This is a genomic window from Arthrobacter sp. 2762, from assembly GCF_040548745.1.
Taxonomy (GTDB): Bacteria; Actinomycetota; Actinomycetes; order Actinomycetales; family Micrococcaceae; genus Arthrobacter.
This window is the reverse complement of record NZ_JBEPSI010000011.1, coordinates 121,145-142,856: the sequence shown is the minus strand read 5'-3', so window position 1 is coordinate 142,856 and position 21,712 is coordinate 121,145. Positions and strand designations below refer to the sequence as shown.

18 protein-coding genes and 1 pseudogene are annotated in these 21,712 nt (G+C 62.9%); 12 read left to right on the top strand and 7 right to left on the bottom strand.

Going from position 1 to position 21,712, the window contains the following annotated elements; genetic code table 11:
- The first annotated feature begins 152 nt into the window (after positions 1 to 152).
- From ABIE18_RS19245 to ABIE18_RS19225, 5 genes are all read left to right on the top strand, one after another.
- The gene (locus tag ABIE18_RS19245) at positions 153 to 716 is read left to right on the top strand and encodes a GNAT family N-acetyltransferase (protein ID WP_499724175.1); all 564 of its coding nucleotides are present in this window, start codon (positions 153 to 155) and stop codon (positions 714 to 716) included.
- 295 nt (positions 717 to 1,011) lie between these two features.
- Positions 1,012 to 1,299, top strand: coding sequence for an HU family DNA-binding protein (locus ABIE18_RS19240; RefSeq protein ID WP_011776355.1), 288 nt, complete (start codon positions 1,012 to 1,014; stop codon positions 1,297 to 1,299).
- Positions 1,300 to 1,473: 174 nt separating this feature from the next.
- Complete coding sequence (locus ABIE18_RS19235) at positions 1,474 to 3,732, top strand: bifunctional copper resistance protein CopD/cytochrome c oxidase assembly protein (protein WP_499724174.1); 2,259 nt, start codon at positions 1,474 to 1,476, stop codon at positions 3,730 to 3,732.
- The gene (locus ABIE18_RS19230; RefSeq protein ID WP_499724173.1) at positions 3,732 to 5,705 is read left to right on the top strand and encodes an NHL domain-containing thioredoxin family protein; all 1,974 of its coding nucleotides are present in this window, start codon (positions 3,732 to 3,734) and stop codon (positions 5,703 to 5,705) included. The genes ABIE18_RS19235 and ABIE18_RS19230 overlap by 1 nt, the downstream gene beginning before the upstream one ends.
- A 24-nt stretch (positions 5,706 to 5,729) precedes the next feature.
- The gene (locus ABIE18_RS19225) at positions 5,730 to 6,029 is read left to right on the top strand and encodes an endonuclease domain-containing protein (RefSeq protein WP_499724172.1); all 300 of its coding nucleotides are present in this window, start codon (positions 5,730 to 5,732) and stop codon (positions 6,027 to 6,029) included.
- Between the two features lie 82 nt (positions 6,030 to 6,111).
- On the opposite strand, the gene ABIE18_RS19220 is transcribed toward ABIE18_RS19225, so the two are convergent.
- From ABIE18_RS19220 to ABIE18_RS19205, 4 genes are all read right to left on the bottom strand, one after another.
- Positions 6,112 to 7,140, bottom strand: coding sequence for a hypothetical protein (locus ABIE18_RS19220; protein ID WP_499724185.1), 1,029 nt, complete (start codon positions 7,138 to 7,140; stop codon positions 6,112 to 6,114).
- Positions 7,141 to 7,254: 114 nt separating this feature from the next.
- Positions 7,255 to 9,039, bottom strand: a complete 1,785-nt coding sequence (locus ABIE18_RS19215; RefSeq protein ID WP_499724171.1) for a helicase HerA-like domain-containing protein — start codon at positions 9,037 to 9,039, stop codon at positions 7,255 to 7,257.
- A 3-nt stretch (positions 9,040 to 9,042) separates the two neighbouring features.
- Positions 9,043 to 9,561, bottom strand: a complete 519-nt coding sequence (locus ABIE18_RS19210; RefSeq protein ID WP_498698534.1) for a GNAT family N-acetyltransferase — start codon at positions 9,559 to 9,561, stop codon at positions 9,043 to 9,045.
- Between the two features lie 57 nt (positions 9,562 to 9,618).
- The gene (locus ABIE18_RS19205; RefSeq protein ID WP_499724170.1) at positions 9,619 to 11,571 is read right to left on the bottom strand and encodes an FAD/NAD(P)-binding protein; all 1,953 of its coding nucleotides are present in this window, start codon (positions 11,569 to 11,571) and stop codon (positions 9,619 to 9,621) included.
- A 266-nt stretch (positions 11,572 to 11,837) separates the two neighbouring features.
- On the opposite strand from ABIE18_RS19205, the gene ABIE18_RS19200 reads away from it, so the two are divergent.
- The 7 genes and pseudogenes from ABIE18_RS19200 to ABIE18_RS19170 all read left to right on the top strand — a co-directional run bounded on the left by ABIE18_RS19200 (position 11,838) and on the right by ABIE18_RS19170 (position 18,779).
- Positions 11,838 to 12,803: an amino acid ABC transporter permease gene (locus ABIE18_RS19200; RefSeq protein ID WP_477514067.1), complete on the top strand. Its 966-nt coding sequence runs from the start codon at positions 11,838 to 11,840 to the stop codon at positions 12,801 to 12,803.
- Positions 12,800 to 13,729: an amino acid ABC transporter ATP-binding protein gene (locus tag ABIE18_RS19195; protein ID WP_499724169.1), complete on the top strand. Its 930-nt coding sequence runs from the start codon at positions 12,800 to 12,802 to the stop codon at positions 13,727 to 13,729. The genes ABIE18_RS19200 and ABIE18_RS19195 overlap by 4 nt, the downstream gene beginning before the upstream one ends.
- 13 nt (positions 13,730 to 13,742) lie before the next feature.
- Positions 13,743 to 14,723: an ABC transporter substrate-binding protein gene (locus ABIE18_RS19190; RefSeq protein WP_499724168.1), complete on the top strand. Its 981-nt coding sequence runs from the start codon at positions 13,743 to 13,745 to the stop codon at positions 14,721 to 14,723.
- Positions 14,720 to 15,202: pseudogene (locus tag ABIE18_RS19185) on the top strand (LLM class flavin-dependent oxidoreductase); the annotation flags it as partial. The gene ABIE18_RS19190 and the pseudogene ABIE18_RS19185, both read left to right, overlap by 4 nt.
- A gap of 297 nt (positions 15,203 to 15,499) precedes the next feature.
- On the top strand, positions 15,500 to 16,333 hold the full coding sequence (locus ABIE18_RS19180) for a DUF1684 domain-containing protein (RefSeq protein ID WP_499724184.1): 834 nt from the start codon (positions 15,500 to 15,502) through the stop codon (positions 16,331 to 16,333).
- On the top strand, positions 16,330 to 17,415 hold the full coding sequence (locus ABIE18_RS19175; RefSeq protein WP_499724167.1) for an LLM class flavin-dependent oxidoreductase: 1,086 nt from the start codon (positions 16,330 to 16,332) through the stop codon (positions 17,413 to 17,415). Before ABIE18_RS19180 ends, ABIE18_RS19175 begins: the two co-directional genes overlap by 4 nt.
- Before the next feature lie 11 nt (positions 17,416 to 17,426).
- Positions 17,427 to 18,779, top strand: a complete 1,353-nt coding sequence (locus ABIE18_RS19170; RefSeq protein ID WP_499724166.1) for an NtaA/DmoA family FMN-dependent monooxygenase — start codon at positions 17,427 to 17,429, stop codon at positions 18,777 to 18,779.
- 183 nt (positions 18,780 to 18,962) lie between these two features.
- Here ABIE18_RS19170 and ABIE18_RS19165 read toward each other — a convergent pair whose 3' ends face one another.
- The 3 genes from ABIE18_RS19165 to ABIE18_RS19155 form a co-directional block, all read right to left on the bottom strand.
- Positions 18,963 to 20,117, bottom strand: a complete 1,155-nt coding sequence (locus tag ABIE18_RS19165) for an FG-GAP repeat domain-containing protein (protein ID WP_499724183.1) — start codon at positions 20,115 to 20,117, stop codon at positions 18,963 to 18,965.
- A gap of 168 nt (positions 20,118 to 20,285) precedes the next feature.
- Complete coding sequence (locus ABIE18_RS19160; protein WP_499724165.1) at positions 20,286 to 20,729, bottom strand: GNAT family N-acetyltransferase; 444 nt, start codon at positions 20,727 to 20,729, stop codon at positions 20,286 to 20,288.
- A 42-nt stretch (positions 20,730 to 20,771) separates the two neighbouring features.
- Complete coding sequence (locus ABIE18_RS19155) at positions 20,772 to 21,659, bottom strand: helix-turn-helix transcriptional regulator (RefSeq protein WP_499724164.1); 888 nt, start codon at positions 21,657 to 21,659, stop codon at positions 20,772 to 20,774.
- Between the last annotated feature and the right edge of the window lie 53 nt (positions 21,660 to 21,712).

Below are 21,712 nucleotides of genomic sequence, written 5' to 3'. Positions count from 1 at the left end.
GCTAAGACCCACAGCGCCGATGGTACTGCACCCGGGAGGGTGTGGGAGAGTAGGACACCGCCGGACACACATTAGGTCGAGACCCCCCAACCCACACCGGGACGGGGGGTCTCCCACATTAACGAGACAATCAAAGACGCTAGAGTCGCAGGATGACCCTGACCCGAACTTTCGATGTCCCGTCTGGGAACCCCGCGAACGGGAAAGTCCACCTTCGGACTTTGTCCCTGTCCGACGTCGGGCCTTTGGCGGCCGCGTATACCCGGAACGCAGAGCACCTCGCCCCATGGGAACCACGGCGCAGCGCGGCGTTCTATACCAAGGCGGGGCAAGAGGCCGTTGTTCGGAGCAAACTGAACCAATATGCCGCAGGTACCGAGGTGCCGTGGGTAGTTCTCCATGATGGGGATGTCATAGGCATGATTACTTTGACTGGCATAGTCCGCGGACCGTTCATGAACGCCAACCTGGGTTATTGGGTCGACCAAGCGTTCGCCGGCAAGGGTATTGCCACTTCTTCGGTGGCGGCGGTTCTCTCCATGGCGAGCGACGATCTGGGACTCCACCGTATCCAAGCCGCAACCCTGACGCATAACGCAGCCTCGCAGGCGGTCCTCAAACGGTCCGGCTTTGAGCGGATCGGCATGGCGCCGTCGTATCTCCACATAGCAGGCGAGTGGCAGGACCATGTCCTGTATCAGCGAATTCTCTTCTGATCCACGGCGGTTGGATGCTCTGAAGCCGGGATGGCTAGCCGCCTGCAACTCCCGCCGGTTGCTGTCGGCGTCGTGATTTCGTACGCGTGGCTGGAGGCCTATTCAACGCCGAAGGGTACGCCATGTGCGGTCCACAGCCCCAAAAACCCTGAAAAACCGGTGATTTTGGTCAAAAAAGCGCGGAAACACGCGGAATTTGCTGGCCAAGCCGGTGCAAGCTGGTAAGTTTTCGAGCAGTGGCTTGCTCGCATTCCGCTTGAAAGCTCAAAAAACGTATTAGTCCAGGAGGACGTAAATGGCTAAGAACCGTAGTGAACTCGTTGCAGAGGTAGCAGGCAAGGCTGGCACGAGCCAGGCAGCCGTCAACTCCGTGCTCGATGCACTGTTCGAAGTTTTCGAGACTTCTGTTGCCGCTGGCGAGAAGATCACCATCCCGGGCTGGCTCGCAGTTGAGCGCACCGACCGTGCAGCACGCACCGGCCGCAACCCCCAGACGGGCGAAACCATCCAGATCGCCGCTGGCCACAGCGTTAAGCTGACCGCAGGCTCCAAGCTGAAGGCTGCTGTCGCCAAGAAGAAGTAATTCCACTTCGGCGAACGCCTGAAAGGGGCGGCAACCAACTGGTTGCCGCCCCTTTTGCCGTTAAGCAATCACTTGTCCCGAACACCAAGGCGGCATCCTCTCGCCCGTGCCCACTTCTCCTCCCCAAATGGTTCCCGATTCGCAGCCCAGCCACACGTAACGGACAATGGATAGGTGCCATCAGCAAGAAGCTCCGCAACTGCCCCATCGCCTGTTCCCAAGCCGGGAGCGCGGGGAGGCAATGCCGTCGTGGGCATTTCCCTCCCATGGCAGCTTGCTGGACTGGCGGTGCTCTTCCTGACTTTGGCTGCGGCCCTCATCTTCTCCGGTGCATCTTCTGCCCGCCAGGTCTCGGACCCCGGAGCGTTGGTCCGGTGGGGCTTGCCGGTGGCGAAAGCCGTCCACAACGTTTCCATAGCCACAGTTATTGGTGGCCTGATCTTCGCAGTCGGCATCCTGCCCAAGAACCTTAGAGCGTCGCGATCCCGTGAAAAGGATCTGGAGGCTCCGGAGCATCCGGCTTTTGCACGCGCCCTTGCCGTTGCCGCCGCGGCAGGTGCTGCTTGGACACTGTCCGCCGTAGCGGTCCTGGTATTGACCTACGCGGATGTCGCGGGTCAGGGACTCTCCGGCGACGCTGAATTCACCCGCTCGCTGGTGTACTTCATGACGGACATAGATACGGGCAAGGCTTGGCTGTCCATCACTATCATTGCCGCGGTGGTCACCACCGCGCTCTTCGGCGTCCGATCGCTGACTGGCCTCGCTTTTACGCTGCTGCTTGCCCTGATCGGGCTGATTCCAACCGCCCTGATCGGTCACTCCTCCAGCTCCAGTGATCACGAAGGCGCCATCAACTCGCTGGGCCTTCACCTGGTTGGAGTCTCCGTGTGGGTGGGAGGCATCATCATTCTCGCGGTCCTTTCCGGATTGCTCGCTGGTTCCACGAGGTCTGGGACGAGCGACATCACCGAACCGACCCTCCGAAGGTTCTCGGCCCTGGCAGGCTTTGCTTTCGTCCTCGTGTTTGCGTCCGGTGTGATAAACGCAGCCATCCGCGTGACGAACCTGGGCGATCTGTTTGGCTCTGCCTATGGCCAGCTCATCCTTGCCAAAGCACTTGCCACCCTGGTGCTGGGTGGCATTGGCTTCATGCATCGCCAGTGGGTTATACCTCAGCTGGGGAAGAGCGGTTCGATGTCTGCCCGCCGGGTGCTGTGGCAGCTGGTTCTGGTTGAGCTACTGGTGATGGGCGCGACGTCGGGCCTCGCCGTGGCGCTCGGGCGCTCAGCCCCGCCACAGCCCACTACGTACGCACCGGACGCCTCGCCAGCCTTCATCCTGTCCGGCTATGAGATTCCGCCTGAACTTACGCCAGAGCGCTGGCTTACGGAATGGCGTTTTGACTGGCTGTGGGTGGGAGTCGCCTTATTCGGCGCCGTGTCCTACGTCCTCGGGATCATCAAGATCCGGAAGCGCGGGGATAGCTGGTCCTGGTTCAAGACGGTGAACTGGATGATTGGACTGGTGATTCTCACCTACATCACCTCGGGTCCGCCAGCGGTCTATGGCCGCGTACTGTTTTCTGCCCACATGGTGGATCACATGGCGCTGACCATGGTGGCACCGATCTTCCTGGTGTTGGGTTCGCCCGTGACCCTTGCCCTGCGTGCACTCCCTTCCCGGGGTGAAGGCGCCCACGGTTCGCGGGGTCTGCGGGAGTGGCTGCTCCTGTTCGTCCAATCCCGGTTCTCGCAGGTGGTGACTCATCCGCTGTTCGCCGCTGCGAACTTCGCGGGATCCATCGTGCTGTTCTACTACTCAGACCTTTTCGGCCTGGCGATGCGGGAGCACGTCGGGCATGAGCTCATGAATCTGCACTTCCTGCTGACCGGCTACATTTTTGTGCTCAGCATGATCGGCAGTGATCCTTTGCCGCGCCGGGCGCCGTACCCCATGCGCCTGCTGCTCCTGCTCGCAACCATGGGGTTCCACGCGTTCTTTGGCGTGGCCATTATGGGCGGTACTGGCCTGCTGGCTGCTGACTACTTCGGCAACCTGGGCCGGACCTGGGGTGCCTCGGCCATTGCAGACCAGCAAATGGGCGGCGCTGTGGCTTGGGGCATTGGTGAGATTCCCACTTTGCTGGTGGCAATCGGCGTAGCCGTGATGTGGTCCCGCTCGGACGAGCGGGAGACCCGAAGGGTGGACCGGGCGGCCGACAGGAATAACGACGCCGATCTCAGTGCTTACAACGATATGTTTGCCCGGCTCGCTGACCGCGATGCCAAATTGGCCGGCCGCCCGGCCCAACCCACCCGAACGACCAAAGCTACCCGAACAAGTGACGCCCCGGCAGGCGCCACCCCAGAGGAAAACGCTGACCAAGCAAGCAGCAAGACCGAACGAAACACGAAGCTGGAAGGACGCTGATGAGCGAAACCGTACGCACCCAACTCCGGGTCCGGGCCTCCGAACTGGAGGGCCGCGGCTGGCTCAATACGGGCGGTAAGTCCCTTGACTTGGAATCCCTGCGCGGCAAAATCGTGCTGCTGGATTTCTGGACTTTTTGCTGCATCAACTGCCTGCACGTCCTCGACGAACTCCGGCCCCTGGAGGAAAAGTACTCTGATGTCCTGGTGACAGTCGGCGTGCATTCGCCCAAGTTCGAGCACGAAGCCGATCCTGTTGCCCTTGCTGCTGCCGTGGAACGTTACGAGATCCATCACCCGGTCCTGGACGACCCTGAGCTGGCCACGTGGAAGGCGTACACAGCCCGTGCATGGCCCACGCTGGTGGTTGTGGATCCGGAGGGTTACATCGTGGCGCATCTTTCCGGCGAAGGCCACGCAGACGGCCTCGCCGTGCTGCTTGAGGAACTTGTTGCTGAGCACGAAGCAAAGGGGACCCTTCACCGGGGCAACGGTCCGTACGTTGCTCCAGTGCCGACGTCGGGCACTTTGCGCTTCCCGGGCAAAACGACGCAGTTGGCCAACGGCAATTACCTCGTCGTCGACTCCGGGCACCACCGCTTGGTGGAGCTGCACCCGGACCTGAAAACCGTTGAGCGGGTTATTGGCTCGGGGACCAAGGGGTATGCGGACGGCCAGACGGACACGGCCCAGTTCAACGAGCCGCAAGGCATAGCTGTTCTTCCGGCGGAGCTCGCTTCCACGCTCGGTTATGACGCCGTGGTCGCAGACACGGTGAACCACCGCCTTCGGGGAGTGACGTTGAGTTCAGGGCATGTCCGGACTGTTGCAGGCAACGGTGTGCAGCGTTTGCTCGATGCCGGCCCTGCCCGTGTCACCGAGACGGGCGCAGGCGCTTGGTCCGAACACCACGACGGCGGTCCGGCTGACTTTGCTGCCGACGCAATCGACGTCGGGGCGCTTGGCCTCGGTACCGGGGTTTCCTTGTCCTCCCCGTGGGATGTGGTGTGGAGCGCGAAGCTGCAGCGAGTTGTGATCGCCATGGCGGGAACGCACCAGATCTTTGCGTTCGATCCCGTAACCAAGGAGGTTTCCATCCTGGCGGGCTCGGGCCTGGAGGGACTGTTGGACGGCGCGGCAGAGGACGCCTGGTTCGCCCAGTCGTCCGGCCTGGCCATTGATGCCGATGAGAACATCTGGGTGGCGGACTCGGAGACTTCCTCTCTGCGACGTTTGGTGCTTGACGAAACCGGCGTGACGGTGGAGACAGCCGTTGGCCAGGGGCTGTTCGACTTCGGATTCCGTGATGGCGACGCCACTGAGGCACGCCTTCAGCATCCCTTGGGGGTCACGGTACTGCCGGATGGTTCCGTAGCGATCGCCGATACCTACAACGGTGCCGTTCGCCGGTACGATCCCGCGACGAAGACCGTGTCAACGTTGGCACGTGGCCTGGCTGAGCCGAGTGACGTCGTCGTGGTTAACCACGGCAACAGTGAGCCGCTGCTGGTGGTGGTTGAGTCAAACAAGCATCAACTGGTTTTGGTGCCGATCCCCAAGGAAGCCCAGCAGGTGGACGAGGGTGCGTCTCAGACCCACCGTCCCAAGAGTCCCGTGACACCTGGAATCCTGGAGCTTGCTGTTCGCTTCAAGGCCCCCACCGGGCAGAAGCTTGATGACCGCTGGGGCGACCCCACGCAGATGAAGGTCTCTTCCACTCCGCCTGAACTGCTGGTCTCCGGCGGCGGGACGTCGGTGGGTTTGTTGCGCACCATTGAATTGTCGCCCGATGTGCCCGAGGGCATCCTTCACATCACTGCCCGTGCGGCCGCGTGTGACGGACCTGAAACCGCGGACGGAGAGATTCCGGACCACGCGGCCTGCCACCTGTACCAGCAGGATTGGGGCATCCCGGTTATTCTGCAGGCTGACGGTGAATCAGAGCTGGTGCTCGATCTCCGCGGCATGGACTAAGCCTGCTGAACTGACCCGGGTTCCTTGATCGAGACCTTGGCGCGAGTCCTGTTCAGGGATGTGGGGATCCGGACCGAGACACAGGTCTGGATCGACGGCGCAGGAACAGTGGACTTCCTCCTTGAGGGCTTCCTCATCATCGAGATCGACGGGCTGGCGTTCCATCTGAATCCGCGTCAGTTCAAGAAGGATCGTCGGAGGGACAACGAGGCGATCCGTCAGGGCTTGCTGGTGCTGAGGTTCTTCTACGACGATGTGGTCCACACGCCGGATGCGATGCTGCGGCACGTTCGTGAGGTCCTTCGCCGGGGTCGTCTGGTGTAACCAGCCCAGTTTTGGGCCGCTCGGAGCCGGCGCAAGCACAGACCGTGCGCCTCAGGTGATGAAAGGTGGGCCAGTGCGGCGCCTAGAAAGTCAGCATCGGGGTGACGGTCACGGTGTTGTTGTCAGTGTCCAGCTGGGTGGTGAAGCTGAAATCGTGCTCGACGTTGAGGTCGTTGACCAGGCCGGTGAACAAATTGATCTCGCGGGCGGAAACCCTTGCCTTGCCGTTGAGCGGTGCTACAACCCATTTACCGCCGAAGGGCTCGATGGTGATCTTGGGGTACTCGGTAATTTCCCACTTGATGGTTCCGTCGACCACGCGCGCATTGCTGGCGTGGTAGAACGGGCAATCAGGTTGGAGGCGCTGCTGTTCGGTGGCTTGGGCGGCACAGGTATCCAGGAACTCCCGCACTTTACCGGCAACGGCTTCGTTCATGGCCTTGGTTGACCGGGTCTGCAGGTTCAAGGGTGCCTGGCCGCCGTCGCGGCTTGAAACGAGGGCGGAGGCAGCAGGGGCCTCGAAGTAGGTGCCGTTCAGGCTGGCTTCGTATTTGCCGGGGTAGAACACGGCAAACGTGTTGCGGCCATTGGGCATGTTCACGGGGACGCCGTTGAGCGCTGCTTCGCTGGAATTGACGACGGTGACTTCAATGGTGGGCAGCGTGGTGGGAACGAAAGCCCATTTACCGAAGAACAACCATTGGGTCCCGGTGCGCTCCATCAGGAATTCGGTGTGGAGCCGGTTGCCGTCCAAGGTGTAATCCACGGGAACGGCAACACGGTTGCTGCCCCTGGACTCGGCATTTCCGAGTTTGATGTCAGACAGTTTGGAGGCAGCAGTTTGCAGGGCCGTGCCGTCGAGCATGGCGGCATTCGCGCTGGGAACTTTTGCCCGCAACAGACCCAGGGCTTGCTCGCCTTCGCCCTTCTGCAAGGCCTCCAAATACTCCCGGACAGGCTGTTGCGGACTGGCCACGGAGGAGCTCACCAGGTTGATGCAGACGATGGCTCCGGCGGCAGCAAGCATCAGACCGAGCAGCCATCCGGCTGCGGTCCTGACTATCGCTTGACTCAACTGCACGCCCTTTACGTTACCTGCCGCGGCAGCGATAGCTGTGCATGAGGGCGCCAGCGTGACCTGCGAAGACCCTTCCTGGAGGTCCCGACGGCGGGTGGCAGCAAGCTTTGCCGCCACCCGCCGTCGGGCTTTGACAGCCAAAAACGGCTAGCGGCGGCGCCGCGAGGAGGTACCGAAAACGCCGCGAATGAGGTCGCGGCCAAGCTGTGTCCCCATGGAGCGGACCATGCTCTTCAGCCCGCCGCCCAAGGCTCCGCCGAGTGTCCCGGCGAGGTCGCCGAACATGCCACTGTCCTGCTGGGATGACTGCTGCGGCGCCTGCTTGGGCGTGGGCGCCGGCGCAGGGAACGAGGACGGCCCCGGAAACGAAACCGGCGAAGGGGCCGGACGGGAACTCGGGCGGCCAAGGATCTCTTCCTCGATGCGCCGCGCTTCGGCGTCGATGTCGTAGGGCGTACCCCCGGAAGCACCAGAACCGGGAGCGCCGGGACCGGAAGCGCCAGAACCTGAAGCGCTGGCCGGAACCGGTGGCAGTCCCGGTGCGGCGGCGCCGGTGGAGGGCGCGGCGTTGCCAGTGAGTTTCTCGTAGGCGGACACGTTGTCTACAGCCGTCCCGTACTTGACCAGAAGAGAGGACGAGGCGACGGTGCTGCGAATCAGGTCATCGGCGCTGGGGCCCATCACGGATTCGGGGGCACGGAGCCGGGTGAGGGCAACAGGTGTGGGCGCGCCTTTTTCGTTCATCACGGTAATGACGGCCTCACCGATGCCGGCGGAGGTGAGCGTCTCTTCGAGGTCGTAATCGCTGACGGGGAATGTGGAAACCGTGGCTTTGAGGGCCTTCGCGTCCTCCGGGGTGAACGCGCGCAGGGCGTGCTGGACCCGGTTGGCGAGTTGGCTCAGGACATCGGCGGGGACGTCCTTGGGTGTCTGGGTGACGAAGAATATGCCTACGCCTTTGGAACGGATGAGCCGGACCGTGGTGGTGATGGCCTCGAGGAAGGCCTTGGAGGCGTCGCTGAAGAGCAGGTGCGCCTCGTCCAGGAAGAACACCAGCTTGGGCTTGTCAAGGTCGCCGGCCTCGGGGAGGTCTTCGAAAAGGTCGGCCAGGAGCCACATGAGGAACGTGGAGAACAGCAGGGGCTTGGTCTGCAGCGTGGGCAGCTCAAGGCAGCTGATCACGCCCCGGCCGTCGGGGGCGGTGCGGAGGAGCTCGGCGGTATCGAACTCCGGTTCGCCAAAGAACTTCTCCATGCCCTGCGCCTCAAGGGTGACGAGTTCCCGCAGGATGACGCCGGCTGTGGCTTTGGAGAGTCCGCCAAGGTCCTCCAGCTGTTCCTTGCCCTCGTCCGAGGTGAGGAACTGGATCACGGCCCGGAGGTCTTTGAGGTCGATCAGTTCCAGCTTGTTCTTGTCCGCAAAGTGGAAGATCAGCTGAAGACTGGATTCCTGGGTGTCGTTGAGGTCCATGATGCGCGAGAGCAGGATGGGCCCGAACGAGGTAATGGTGGCGCGGATCGGGATTCCGTTGCCGTCACCGCCCAGGCTGAGGAATTCAACGGGAAAGTTCTTTCCCTGCCACTGCTGCCCGAGGGCTTCAGTTCGTGCGCTCAACTTTTCGCTGCCCGTTGCCGACGTGGCCAGTCCGGAAAGATCTCCCTTGATGTCCGCGAGGAAAACCGGAACACCCGCCGTCGACAACTGTTCGGCAATCATGTGCAGCGTGACCGTTTTGCCAGTACCGGTGGCGCCGGCCACGAGGCCATGGCGGTTCATCATGGCCAAGGGGAGCCGGACCTGGGCCTCCTTGTGGATTTCGCCATCGACGATCGCCGCACCCAGCTCGATGGTGGCACCCTCCAGGGCGTACCCCTGCTGGATGGTGGCAAGTTTTTCAGCAGTTGTTGCGATGGGTTTGTTGGCCATGCGCATAGCTTAGCTGGGCCGGGCAAGATCCTTGCTGAAGGCCAAATGCTTGATGTCCTCGGGGTCGGCGGCGAGGTCGAAGAGCGCTTTGTAGCCCGTGGCTAGGTACAGATTCCTGGCCTCGGGCTGGCGTGGACCGGTGGTGAGGTAGAGCTTCCTGTAGCCGCGGCGTCGTGCTTCATTCTCCAACTCTGTGAGCACCCGCCGTGCCAGGCCGCGACGACGATGCGCAGAGTGGGTCCAGATCCTCTTGAGCTCCGCGGTGTGCTCGTCGTAGCGCCGGAATGCGCCGCCAGCCACGGATTCGCCGTTTTCCTGAATGATGATCAGTGCTCCGTGGGGCGCGGCGAATTCCTCGGCCGGGTACCTGTTCAGTTCCTCCGCAGCACCCCCGGTGCCGAAGAGTGTCCCGTAGCGCGTGTCATATTCGACGGCGAGTTCGTCCAGGAGGGGACGAACGCGGGGATCGCGCATGGGCAGGCTGAGGACGGAAAGGCCCGACGTCGGCAGGGTTGGCGTTGTGGTCATGTCAGGCCTTTCGTAGTTGGAGCCCAAGCAGGTAGCAATTAAGCGCGTTTTGGGCGGTCAGAACGCGCTTAATTGCGACTCAGTTGGGCGGGCAGCAGCAACGGTGGTCAGGATCTGCCGGGCCAGGGCATCGTTCTCCCGGAAAGGTGCCGCATTGGTGTTGGGGCGGGCAAACGCTCCCGCGCCCCAACCGGACGTCCACGGTCCCACCGCAAACAAAGTCTTCTGTGCTGTACCAACAGGGGACAGGACCTGGTGATTCCCGGAGACCAGGAGTTTGCCCGTGGAGTGTGGACCCTCCGAGGTGAGCAACCTCTGCTCGGTGCCCCATCCGGCGTCGTGCAGGTCTGCCAAAGCGGGATTCGCCGAACGTTCCACGGACGCTGAGGGCAACCGTGCCTCGATGTACGCGGACGCATCCACCACCACGGGTGACTGGAATGAGCCGGCTACAAACCGGCCCGTTGATTCGTCGGTGCGAACCCACATTCCCGGCCCCAGGAACTTCAGGAACCCGGCGCGGTGCAGCGCGAGCATTTCACGGAGACGGTGTGACGGCGGCCCGGAATCCACAAAGCTGAAGAAGCCGTGCCACCAGCCGTGGATCGCTTGTTGCGACTGTGCATTGAGCCGCTCCTGCGGGACCAGCCGGCCAAGGTCCATGTAGACGAACAACAACGCAGTGAAGAGCGCGAGCGTTTCGGAATGGTCCGGGCTGGTTCGGAGGGCGAGATCGTGTTGGATGTACGCGGCCACCGAACGCTGCACCGCCTCATGGTCCGCGAACGCGCAACCGCTCAGGGGGTGGTCCAGGGCCTCCAGGTCCAGCCGCAGCGCGGCATCAGGGATGGAGAAGGCAACCAGCTCTTCCCGGGCTGTGCTGTACCAGTCGACTGCATCGAACCGGGCCTCGAATTCCTTCCAGTTGCCTGACACACGCGCTGGGTAGCCAGTGAAGAGCTCCCGATAGTAGGCATAGCCGGCATCCTTGGCGATCAACGGCCACAGCTGTGAGCGGAAGTCCAGTTCCTGATGTTTCGCCAACAACGCATCAACTGCCTCGGCGGTGAAGTACCGCGGCCGGCTGAACGGCTCGCCGCGCACAACGGAGGAAATCTTGGAGTGGTAAGGCACGCCGCGTCGTGAACCTACCCAGAGGCTCGGTTCGGCGCCGGAGGGCACGTACTTAAGTTCGCCGTCGGCTGCTTCCTCGAAGCGCCCGCCGCGACCCTCGAACAGCAGCACCAGGAGATCCACGAACCCGAGCCCCATGCCGGATACGATCACGTCCTGTCCGGCTTTGATGCCCGAGTAGTCCACGTCCGTTGTGTACGACGGCGGCGTATGGAACCCACCGTGGCGGGCAGCGAAATCGCTGAGGCGGGCGGACTCGTCGTCCGGCAACGAATCGGTATGACCCAGGGCGTAAACCACGACGTCGGCCAGCACCTCCGCGCCGGAAGCCAACCGCACGCGGTGCGCGCCGGCGTCGGACTCGGCTGTGGTACCCACGGAAGTGGAAACCGGCGTGACCGCTGTAGCCGTGTCCCGGTGGACCGTCACGGTGACATCGGGCCCCAGGGCGGCGACTGACCGGCGGAAGAACCATTCGAGGTATTTGCTCTGGAGCTGCCGGGTGGGAAATGAAGACGGTGTGAGGGACTGGAGTTGCGCCAGCAAGTGCGGCTCCAGCGCAGGGACGTCGCGGATGCTCCCATCCAGCACACCTGCTGCCCAGGTGGCCAGACCGGGGCCGTCAACGGGAGGACCGTCGCACGCCACGGACGCGTCGGTGAACATGGTGACGTCCGCGGCGGTGGAGTTCAGCAGCAGGCCCGGGCTCTGGTCATAGCGCCAGATCCTCCCGGAGCCCGGCTCGTACGGCTCCACAATGTGAATGTGCAGCGGCCCATCGAATAATCCGGGCCGGCTCGCTGCCAGCCTTTCCAGCACGCCGGCCGTGCGCGGGCCGCCGCCGATGAAGGCGATGGCGGGAACTGGTGACGGCATGGAATCTCCTGAAAATACATCGAGTGGTGCAGCCCAATCTAGGGAGGCGATGCCGCCCCGGTCGAGGAGCTGGTAACGGCCGTTCACTGCGCGTCATCCAGCGTTAACGGGCGCAAAATTCGGACTCATATGGCGTTGCGTGAAGTCCCGTGAACCCGCGCTAAGTCCAGTGAAGAAGTGCAAATTTCCGCCTTGCTGGCTGTCCTGTGCGCACCTAGATTGGCAGCCATCCGATAGTCAACAACCGATCTGAAAAGAGGTGGCGCATGAGTGCGATCGCACCGCCTGCCACGGCAGAAACTGCACCTGCCACCACGGATTACTCCGACTACAAACTGGTCCCTGCCCGGCATCCGTGGCGATGGGTGGGTACTGTCCTGGTGGCTGCGGGCGTCGCAGCCATTGCGTGGTCGCTTGTCACAAACCCGCGTTGGGAGTGGGGAGTGGTGGCGCAGTGGTTCACGGCCCAGTCCGTGGTGAATGGCCTGGTGGAGACGCTCAAGCTCACGGCGATCTCCGGAGTGTTGGGATTCGTCCTGGGATTCATCCTTGCCCTCATGCGCTTGTCCGCGTCGCCGCTGCTGGTCTCGGTTTCCTGGACGTTCTCCTGGATCTTCCGTTCCACGCCCCTGCTGGTCCAACTGCTCCTTTGGTACAACCTGGGCTACCTCTACGAGAAGATCAGCCTGGGCATCCCCTTCACTGATGTTCGCTTCTTCGAAGCCCAGACCACCACGCTGATCAGCCAGTTCGCTGCAGCAGTGCTGGGCCTGACCCTCAACCAGGCCGCCTACTCCGCAGAGATCATTCGTGGCGGCATCCTCTCGGTGGACCAAGGCCAGCTCGAGGCAGCTTCCGCACTGGGCATTCCCGCCTGGAAGCGCTCCACACGGATCGTGTTGCCACAGGCCATGCGCGCCATCCTGCCCAACGCTTTCAACGAGATCATCGGCCTGGTCAAGGGCACGTCGATCGTCTACGTCCTGGCGTACTCGGAACTCTTCTATACGGTCCAGGTCATTTACAACCGGACCCAGCAGGTTCTGCCGCTGCTGCTGGTCGCAACACTCTGGTACGTCGTCATCACGTCAGTGCTCAGTGTCTTCCAGTACTACATCGAACGGCACTTCTCCAAGGGTGCCCTGCGGAACCTGCCGCTCACTCCATTGCAGAAGGCCCGCAGGTTCTTCGCCACCCACGTTGCAGTCTCACAGACCAAGGAAAGCCGATGAGCATCCTCGCCGCGCGCAAAGAAACCACGACGGCGGCCCAGGCTGCCGACGAAACGCAGGCTGACGCCCCGGCTGAGGCCTCGGCCAGTCCGACGGCGGCGCAGCCCGCCTTGAGGGACAAGCCCGCCACGACTGACAAGCCCGCCACCCGCGGACAGGTCGATATCACCAACGTCCGAAAGTCCTTCGGCACTGCCGAAGTCCTCAAGGGTGTCTCCTTGTCCGTGCCGCCAGGCGGTGTCGCGGTGATCGTGGGCCCCTCCGGCTCCGGAAAGTCCACACTGCTGCGCACCATCAACCACCTGGAGAAGGTGGATGGCGGCTTCATTACCATCGACAACGAGCTGGTGGGCTACCACGTCCGCGGGAACAAGCTCCACGAACTGCGTGAGAAGGACATCCTCAAGCAGCGCACCAACATCGGCATGGTGTTCCAGAGCTTCAATCTTTTCCCGCACCTCACCGCCCTGGAAAACGTCATCGAGGCGCCAATCGTCGCTCAGAAGCGATCCAAGGCCGAAGCCAGGAAGCGTGGCTTGGAACTTCTGGACCGGGTGGGCCTGAAGGACCGGGCCGATGCCTACCCGCGGCAGCTCTCCGGGGGCCAGCAACAGCGGGTCGCGATTGCGCGGGCACTGGCACTGGACCCCAAGATCCTGCTCTTCGACGAGCCCACCTCAGCGTTGGACCCCGAACTGGTCAACGAGGTTTTGGACGTCATCCGCGAACTCGCCAAGTCAGGAACCACGTTGATCATCGTGACCCACGAGATGGGTTTTGCCCGGGACGTCGCGGACACCGTGGTGTTCATGGACCAGGGCCAGATCGTTGAGTCCGGCACGCCCCAGGAAATCTTCGGCAACCCCCGTGAAGAACGCACCAGAAGTTTCTTCTCCAAGGTCATCGAACCGGCTTTCAACATCTAGGAAGTAGCCCTCCATGTTTCGCATCACCCAAACCAAACTCCTGGCACTTGCTGTACTGCCCGCCGTCGTACTTCCTGCGCTCGCCGGATGCTCCGATCCTGGCGCTTCGGCAGCCAAACCCGGGAGCGAAGCCGCAAAGAACGGCGTCGTCTACAACACCTCAGTAGACCAGAACCGGATCCGTGGCGAAAAAGACAATGCTGCGGCTTCTGCTGTTCCGGCTGCCATCGCCAAGGATGGCAAGCTGACCGTTGGCACCACCGCGGGTTCCATTCCACTGTCCTTCCACGCGACTGACGACAAAACGCCGATCGGTGTGGAGGTGGACATCGCACAACTTGTGGCGGACAAGCTGGGCCTTGACTTGGACCTCCAAGTGACCTCGTGGGAGAACTGGCCGTTGAAGACCCAGTCCGGTGATTTTGAGGCCGTTTTCTCCAATGTGGGAATCAACGCCGCACGGGTGAAGCTGTTCGATTTCTCCACCTACAGGGCTGCATACATGGGCTTTGAGGCTAAGAGGAGCTCCACCTACGACATCAAAGGTTCGGACGATATCTCCGGGCTGAAAATCTCCGTGGGCTCCGGTACCAACCAGGAGAAGATCCTGCTGGCGTGGAACAAGGAGCTTGAAGCCAAGGGCAAAACCCCGGCGACGCTGCAGTACTACTCGTCCGACGCCGATACGATCCTGGCATTGTCCTCCGGCCGCACGGACCTGAACCTGGCGCCCTACCCGTCGGTGACGTACCGCGAGAATACCCGTGACGACCTCAAAGTAGTGGGCAAAGTCAACGCCGGCTGGCCGTCGGAAACCCTGGTTGCCGCCACCACGCTCAAGGGCAACGGGCTGGCCCCAGCCATCACCGATGCCCTCAACTCCACCATCAAGGACGGCTCCTACGCCAAGGTCCTGGAACGCTGGGGCCTCTCCGAAGAAGCCCTGCCCGAGTCCAAGACCGTTACCGAAGCAAGTTTTGGGACCGGCAAGTGAAGTTCCAGGTTCTTGACATCATTCCCCATCTGAAGAACCCGGTGACGGGGGAGATCGTCTCTGCAGCTGACCGCCTGAACCAGGTGGTGGAAACGGCCTGCCGGGCCGAGGAACTGGGGTTCGACTGCTTCTCCGTGGGCTCGCCGCGGATTTGGCACGGCTCGGCTACAACTCTTGCGGCAGCGGCGCTGGCGGCCAAGTGGGGCGATCCGTTGTTCACCGCGAACGCCATCCAGCCCCGGGAGAACTACAAGGTCCTGATCGACCACTACCGCGAGGAGTACCAGCGCCACGGTCACGATCCCCGGCACCAGTATCTGGGCTCAGGCAGTGGGGCCGGCGGTGTGTTCATCGCCGACACCACGCAGGAAGCCATCCGCCAGTACGGACCCGTGTATGAGGCGTTGACTGCCAGCCGCAACGTTCCGGGCAACAACTCACCCTTCCGGGACATCCAGCACGCTGTGGCCGAGGGGCCCGCCCTTGTGGGCAGCCCGGAGCAGGTGATCGACAAAATCCTCAGCTACCACTCGCTGTATCAGCATGACCTGCAGTCGATCTCCTTGCCCACCACGCTGCCGTTCGAACAGCAGCTCGACATCCTGGAACGCTTCGCGCTGGAGGTCATCCCGGCCGTCCGCGCCGCAGCCCCAACCACGCTATGGGAATCCGGAGACCCGTTCGCCGGACGACCCGCGTTCGCCGGCGCCACCGAACCCGACACGCCGCAGCAACCGTCACAGCAGACCACGCCTTCAACAGGAGCGACTACGCACATGTCCACGCACACTGAAACAGCACTCGAATCCTTTGCCGAGGAGTGGCAGGATTGGCACGCCGCCCATGAGCGCCAACGGGCACATCCGCACGGCTTCCTCGCCGTGACCCATCTCCACTGGCTGGACAGCGACCCGACCCGGTTGGAAGGTGCGCCTGGTACCTGGAGTGTGGAAGCCGACGTCGTACGCGTTGTTCTCGAACCAGGCGAGAGCCTGCAGCAGGACGGCGTTGAACTGAACACAGGCAAAGCAGAGCCGCTTGAATTCGGGCCTATCGAGGAGCGCGGGGGCATCAACCTGGCCTCCGGCGACACCGTAATCGAGCTAGCCAAGCGCGGCGGCGAGTACATCGTGCGGCCACGGAACCCGTCGAATGCCCTCTTGCAGGAGTACCAGGGCACGCCCGCGTACGCACCCAATGCGGCGTTTGCCGTTGCCGGTACGTTCGTGCCGTTCGAGACGCCGCGCCCCACCACGGTGGGTGCCGCGGTGGAGGGCATCCAGCATGTGTACGAGGCCCCGGGCGAGATCCGTTTCAAGCTCGCGGGCCAGGAATTGGCGTTGACGGCGTTCAACGGCCACGCCCCGGGTTCGCTGTCTGTGCTGTTCACGGACCAGACCTCCGGCAAGACAACCTACGCGGCCAACCGCTCGCTCTCCGTGGTCCCCGCGGCTGATGGCTCCGTGCAGCTGGACTTCAACCGTTCCGTCAACCTCCCCTGCGCCTACACCGACCTCGCCACCTGCCCGTTGCCGCCCGCCGAAAACCGGCTTCCCGTGGCCATCGAAGCCGGCGAAAAGATTCCCTACGAACGGCAGGACCAGAAGTGAGCACCTTCGAAGAACGCAAGGCCGGGTTCCTGGCCATTGAACTCGACGGCGCGGGGTACCAGAACCTTGCAGCTGCCGTCCTGGCAGCGGAGTCCGCTGGTTTCCACGCGGCAACCTTCGCCGACGCGCCGGCCCCGGGGCGGGTTAACGCCCTGCAGCGTGCAGCCTTTGCCGGGCCGGTGACGCGGAACATTGCACTGGTACCGGAAGTCGACACTGTATATACGGAGCCCTTCCACATCTCCACGCAGCTTGCCAGCCTGGACTACGTGTCCGGCGGGCGCGCCGGGTGGATCGTCACCGCAGCGGACTCGTCCGAGGCCGCGGCCGCCGTCGGGCGTTCCCATGTGAGCGGCGAAGCGCTGGCGCAGGAAGCGGCTGCGTCCATCGAAGTCGGCCGCAGACTGTGGGATTCGTGGGAGGACGACGCCGTGATCCGCGATGTCGCCACGGGTCGCTACCTTGACGTCGACAAGCTGCACTATGTGGACTTCGAAACTCCTGCCGATTTCGCCGGTCCCGCTTACTCCATCAAGGGTCCGTCCATCATTCCCCGGCCGTTGCAAGGTCAGCTGCCTGTGTTCGCCGCTGCCTCCTTGGTGGGCGAGGGCTTGGTTCCGATAGATTCCGTGGATGCTGTGCTGGTGTCTGCTCCGACGCCCGAACTGCTCGTTGCCGAGGTTCGCGATGTGCGGGCCCGGCTTGGATCTGGGGTTGCGATTGTTGCAGAGCTCGACGTCGTTCTTGACTCGCGCGGGCAGCCTGCCGTTTCGCGTTTCGCTTCCTCGGCGGAAAGCGGTTCGTCTGCGAAAGCGGGCCGGGCACGGTTTGTTGGTTCGTCGGCTGGTCTGGCTGACGTGCTCGATTCGCTCCTCAAGGAGGCCGACGGCGTCCGTCTCCACCCAGCCGTCTTGGACGTGGACTTGGAAGAACTGTCCCGCGTGGTGCTGCCCGAACTCCGCCGGCGTGGATCCTTGCGTGCGCCTCTGCAGGCTGGGACGTTCCGCGATCTGCTGGGCCTGGAACGTCCAGCGAGCCGCTACGCGAATACGACCGTTGCAGCCGTTGGCTCGGAAAACTAAAGGGGATCACCATGACACAGCACAACCGTGCTATTTTTCAGCCGACGGGTCGGATCCAGTTCGGCATTTTCTTCCAGGGCGTCAACTCCGGCACGATTTGGAAGGCGTCGGAATCGGGTTCGCAAACCGATTTCGAATCCTTCCGCCGCATCGTCCAGACCGCCGAGCGGGGGAAGTTCGCGGCGTTCTTCCTCGGAGAGGGGTTGCGCCTGCGCGAACACCTCGGCCGCCCACATGCCTTGGACGTCGCTGGGCGGCCTGATGCGCAGACCATGCTCGCGGCCCTGGCAGCGGTCACCAGGAACATCGGACTCGTAGCAACGCAGAACACCACATACAACGATCCGGCTGACCTCGCACACCGCTTGTCCTCCCTGGACCTGATTTCCGGCGGAAGGGCTGCCTGGAACGTGGTCACCACGGACAACGCCTGGACTGGAGCCAATTTTCGTCGCGGGGGATACCTCGATCATGCCGACCGGTACAAGCATGCCGAAGCATTTGTTGAGACGGCCAAGCGCATCTGGGACTCGTGGGAGACCTCTTCGGGGCCGGCACGCCCTGTGCTTCATGACGGCCAGCACTACACGGTGGACGTCACCCCCCGGTTGCCCCGCAGCGCCCAGTACCGTCCCGTGCTCTTCCAGGCCGGTGACTCCCCGGATGGCCGTGATTTCGCAGCGCGCCAGGCTGACGTGATCTTCTCCGCCCACCCAAAGTTCGATGACGCCGTGGAGTTCCGCCGCGACATTGTGGCACGCTCCGTCGCTGCCGGCCGCGGAGCCAACGCGGTGCAGATTATGCCGGCCAGCGAGTTCATCCTGGCCGCCACCGATAAGGAAGCCCAAGAGAAGAAGGCCTGGGTCCGCAGCCTCCAGATTGGGCCGCAGCAAGCCATCGCGTACCTGGAGCAGTTCTGGGGCCGCGAACTCACTGAGTACGATCCCGATGGTCCGCTCCCGGAGATTGATCCGGTAGTCGAGGAGACATCGGAGACGCGCGGCAGCGGCTTCCATGGCGCGAAGGCGCGCCAGCTCGCGGACCAGTGGCGGGCTGAGGCCAAGGACAAGGGCCTCTCAATCCGCCAGTTCGTCACTTCCCGCACAGCGCGGGTGGACGCGACCTTTACCGGTTCCTATACCGCCATTGCCGACCACCTCTCTGAGTACGCCCGCGTTGGCGCAGTGGACGGGTTCAACATCTCACCGTGGCTTATCCCTACTGGCCTGGACGACATCGTGAACCACTTGGTACCGGAACTTCAGGAACGCGGGGTCTACCCTACGGACTACCGCGGAACCACGCTGCGCGAAAACCTGGGGCTTGAGACACCCGTGCGTTCCACTGAGTCGGTGCCGGCCTGATGTTGGCGGCATTTTTTGCTGGATCGTTCCTTCGGCGGCTCGGAAGGCGCCCGGATCCACGCGGGTTCCATCGCGTGGATGGTGGAATGATCCAGCAAAATTGTTCAGCAGTGGTTGACGAGTCGCGAGCAACCATCCGCCTGCAGTTGGCGGTGTGGGGGCAAACGCTCTAAACGCAGGAAGCTAGAGGAGTTCCTTGAAGACATCCCAACCGCGGCCTACGGGACCATAGGGTCCCCAGAGGACTGTGGTGGATGCTCCGGCAGAATAGGTGACCAAATCTCCGTTCCCGTTGATGGCAGCGAGGTCGTTGTACTTGGAGTGCGGAAAACTGCCGAGTCCTGCAATCTCGGAGAAGACATCCCAACCGCCGCTGATGAGGGACGATGGCTGCCAGCCGCCAGCGTCATCAGCCGGGTAGAGGAAGAGGCGCCCATTGCCATCCCTTGCATAGACCTCCACGGGGCCATCACCGTTCATGTCGCCGGCAGTGATGATCTTGTTCATACTCTGCCAGCCTTGGCCCACCTTCGTGGGGGCGAGCCACCCTGCGCTGCCATCGCCGGGGTAAAGGAAGAGATCTCCCGCCGGGTTTCGCGCAAGGACATCATTGGTTCCATCGCCATTGAAATCACCCGGTCCAACGATCATGTTGAAAACGTTCCAACCCTGGCCTACCTGTTGGCGCTCAAGCCAGCCACCCTCGCCATCACCCGGATAGAGGAAGAGGTTGCCTGCCGCATCCCTGCCGAGGAGGTCATTGAAGCCGTCACCATCGAAGTCGCCGGGTGAGAAGACGATGTTGAACACGTTCCAGCCTTGGCCAACCTGCACGGGCTCGTCCCACGCACCCCAGTACGTAGGGCACGCGCCCTCGCAACTTCCCTTGTAATAGGTGTAAGTCCGCGGATACAGGATGAGGCGACCATCGTGGGTACGGGCGAGTGGTTCAAAGTTGCCGCGGCCTGTCCAGCCCATGGCCCTGCTGGAGGCTTTGACGGGCAGTGTTTCCGGGCTTACCTGGGAACCCGTCGGACAACCCGACTGGCCCGGGGTGAGCGGGTAGACCTTCATCGCAATACGGTGGCCCTGGTCTTCGGGAAGGACCTGCAGGGTTTCCCCCTGCCGCTCAGCAGGAAGTGGCACGCCGTCCCTCAACCACTCCAGGGTGATGCCCTCACCCGTGCCGTCGGGATTTCTGCAAGCTGAGTAGTCGTAGTTGTACTGGCGGCGCAGCTCCGCGCCGACATACGGTACGCCGTCGATGTAGGGTGTCGGCTGGGACGCCGCGACGGAGGGCGGCGCTCCGGCGGCAGGCAGCCCTGCTGCCAACGCCATGGCCACCGCGATCGCTGAGCCCGTTGTGAATAGTTTGGTGCGCGCTTGAACGTTCCCCATTGTGTTCCCCCCGGAAGCTGGCGTCGATGTGTTGACGTTACCGTATTTGGGGTGCGCTGATCAGGGGTTGCGTTGGTTAGGGGTTGCGTTGGTTAGGGGGTGCACCGGTCAGGGGTTGCCGGCCGCCAGCATGAAGACGTCGATCTGGTCCTCGGATTCCAGAACAAAACCATGCCGCTCATACAAGTGCCGTGCCGCACTTCCCTGCAGTACGTTCAAACGGAATGGCCTCTCGTCCACGGAGGCCGCCATGACGTGCCGAAGTACAGCACTGCCCAGCCCTTTGCCCTGATGCGCCGGAGCCACATAGAAATGCTCAATCCACCGGGCGTCCGGCTCCTGGCGGACTGCGATCACCCCGGCATCCACGCCTGCAGTATGGATCACATAGGTGTGCTGCGGCTGGAAGGCTTTCAGGAAGCGCTCCCGGACACGCACTGGATCCCAGCGGCCCAGCCGTTCGAGGTCCGGACGCATCACCACGGCACGAAGCTCGGCGATCCAGATGGCATCGGAACTGTAAGAGGGGCGCAAGGTGAACTCTGGAAGCACGTTTCCCAGCCTAGATGGTTCAGCCCTGTTTGCGGACGGGCACTAATCCTGAAGAGAGGCGTCTTGGCTTGCCTCTTCGCTAATCCGCTGGGTAACCACCCAACTGGCGAGCACTTTCAATGCGTCTTCCGAAGGTGTGCCGGGATCCGCGGTGTACACGTTGATCCGCAGCCCGGGGTCCGCGGACAGCTCAAGGGCTTCGAAGCTCAGGTCAAGATCGCCGACGATCGGGTGGTGGAGTCTTTTCCGACCCGTGCGGTGGTACTTCACATCGTGCCTGGCCCACCTGACCCGGAATTCCTCACTGCGCGTGGAGAGCTCCCCGATCAGGTCAGTAAGGTCCTTGTCGTAAGGATTCTTCCCGGCGGTGGACCTCAGGACGGCAACAATATCGTCGGCGCTGCGCTCCCAATTTGCGAAGAACTGGCGTGCCTTGGGGTTGAGGAAGGTGAACCGTGCGCTGTTTGGAGGGGTGGTTTCTTCGGCCATCAGGTCCATGTAGAGAGCTGCGCCAAGTTCGTTGGCAGCGAGGACATCGCCGCGGTCGTTCCGAACCCACGCCGGTGCCGCGGTGATGGAATCAATGACCCGCTGCACGCTTGGCCGGACCGTCCTTGGGCTGTGCTTCCGCCTCACCCGCGGCGCGGCCGTGGCCGCGCGTGCCAGGTCGAAGAGGTGCGCTGTCTCGGCGTCGTCAAGCTGCAAGGCGCGGGCCAGCGCCTCGAGGACACTGTCCGAGGCTCCGGAAAGGTTTCCTCGCTCGAGCCGTATGTAGTAATCGATGCTCATCCCGGCCAGCATCGCCACTTCCTCGCGGCGCAGCCCGGCCACGCGGCGGTTGCCCCCATAGGCCGGCAATCCTGCGGCGTCGGGCTTGATCCTTGCACGCCGGGAGGTCAGGAACTTCCGTACGTCCTCGCTATGACTCATGAGAGCAACGCTACGCCGTCAGCAAGGGAGCGAGGGAGGGTCTGGTATTACTT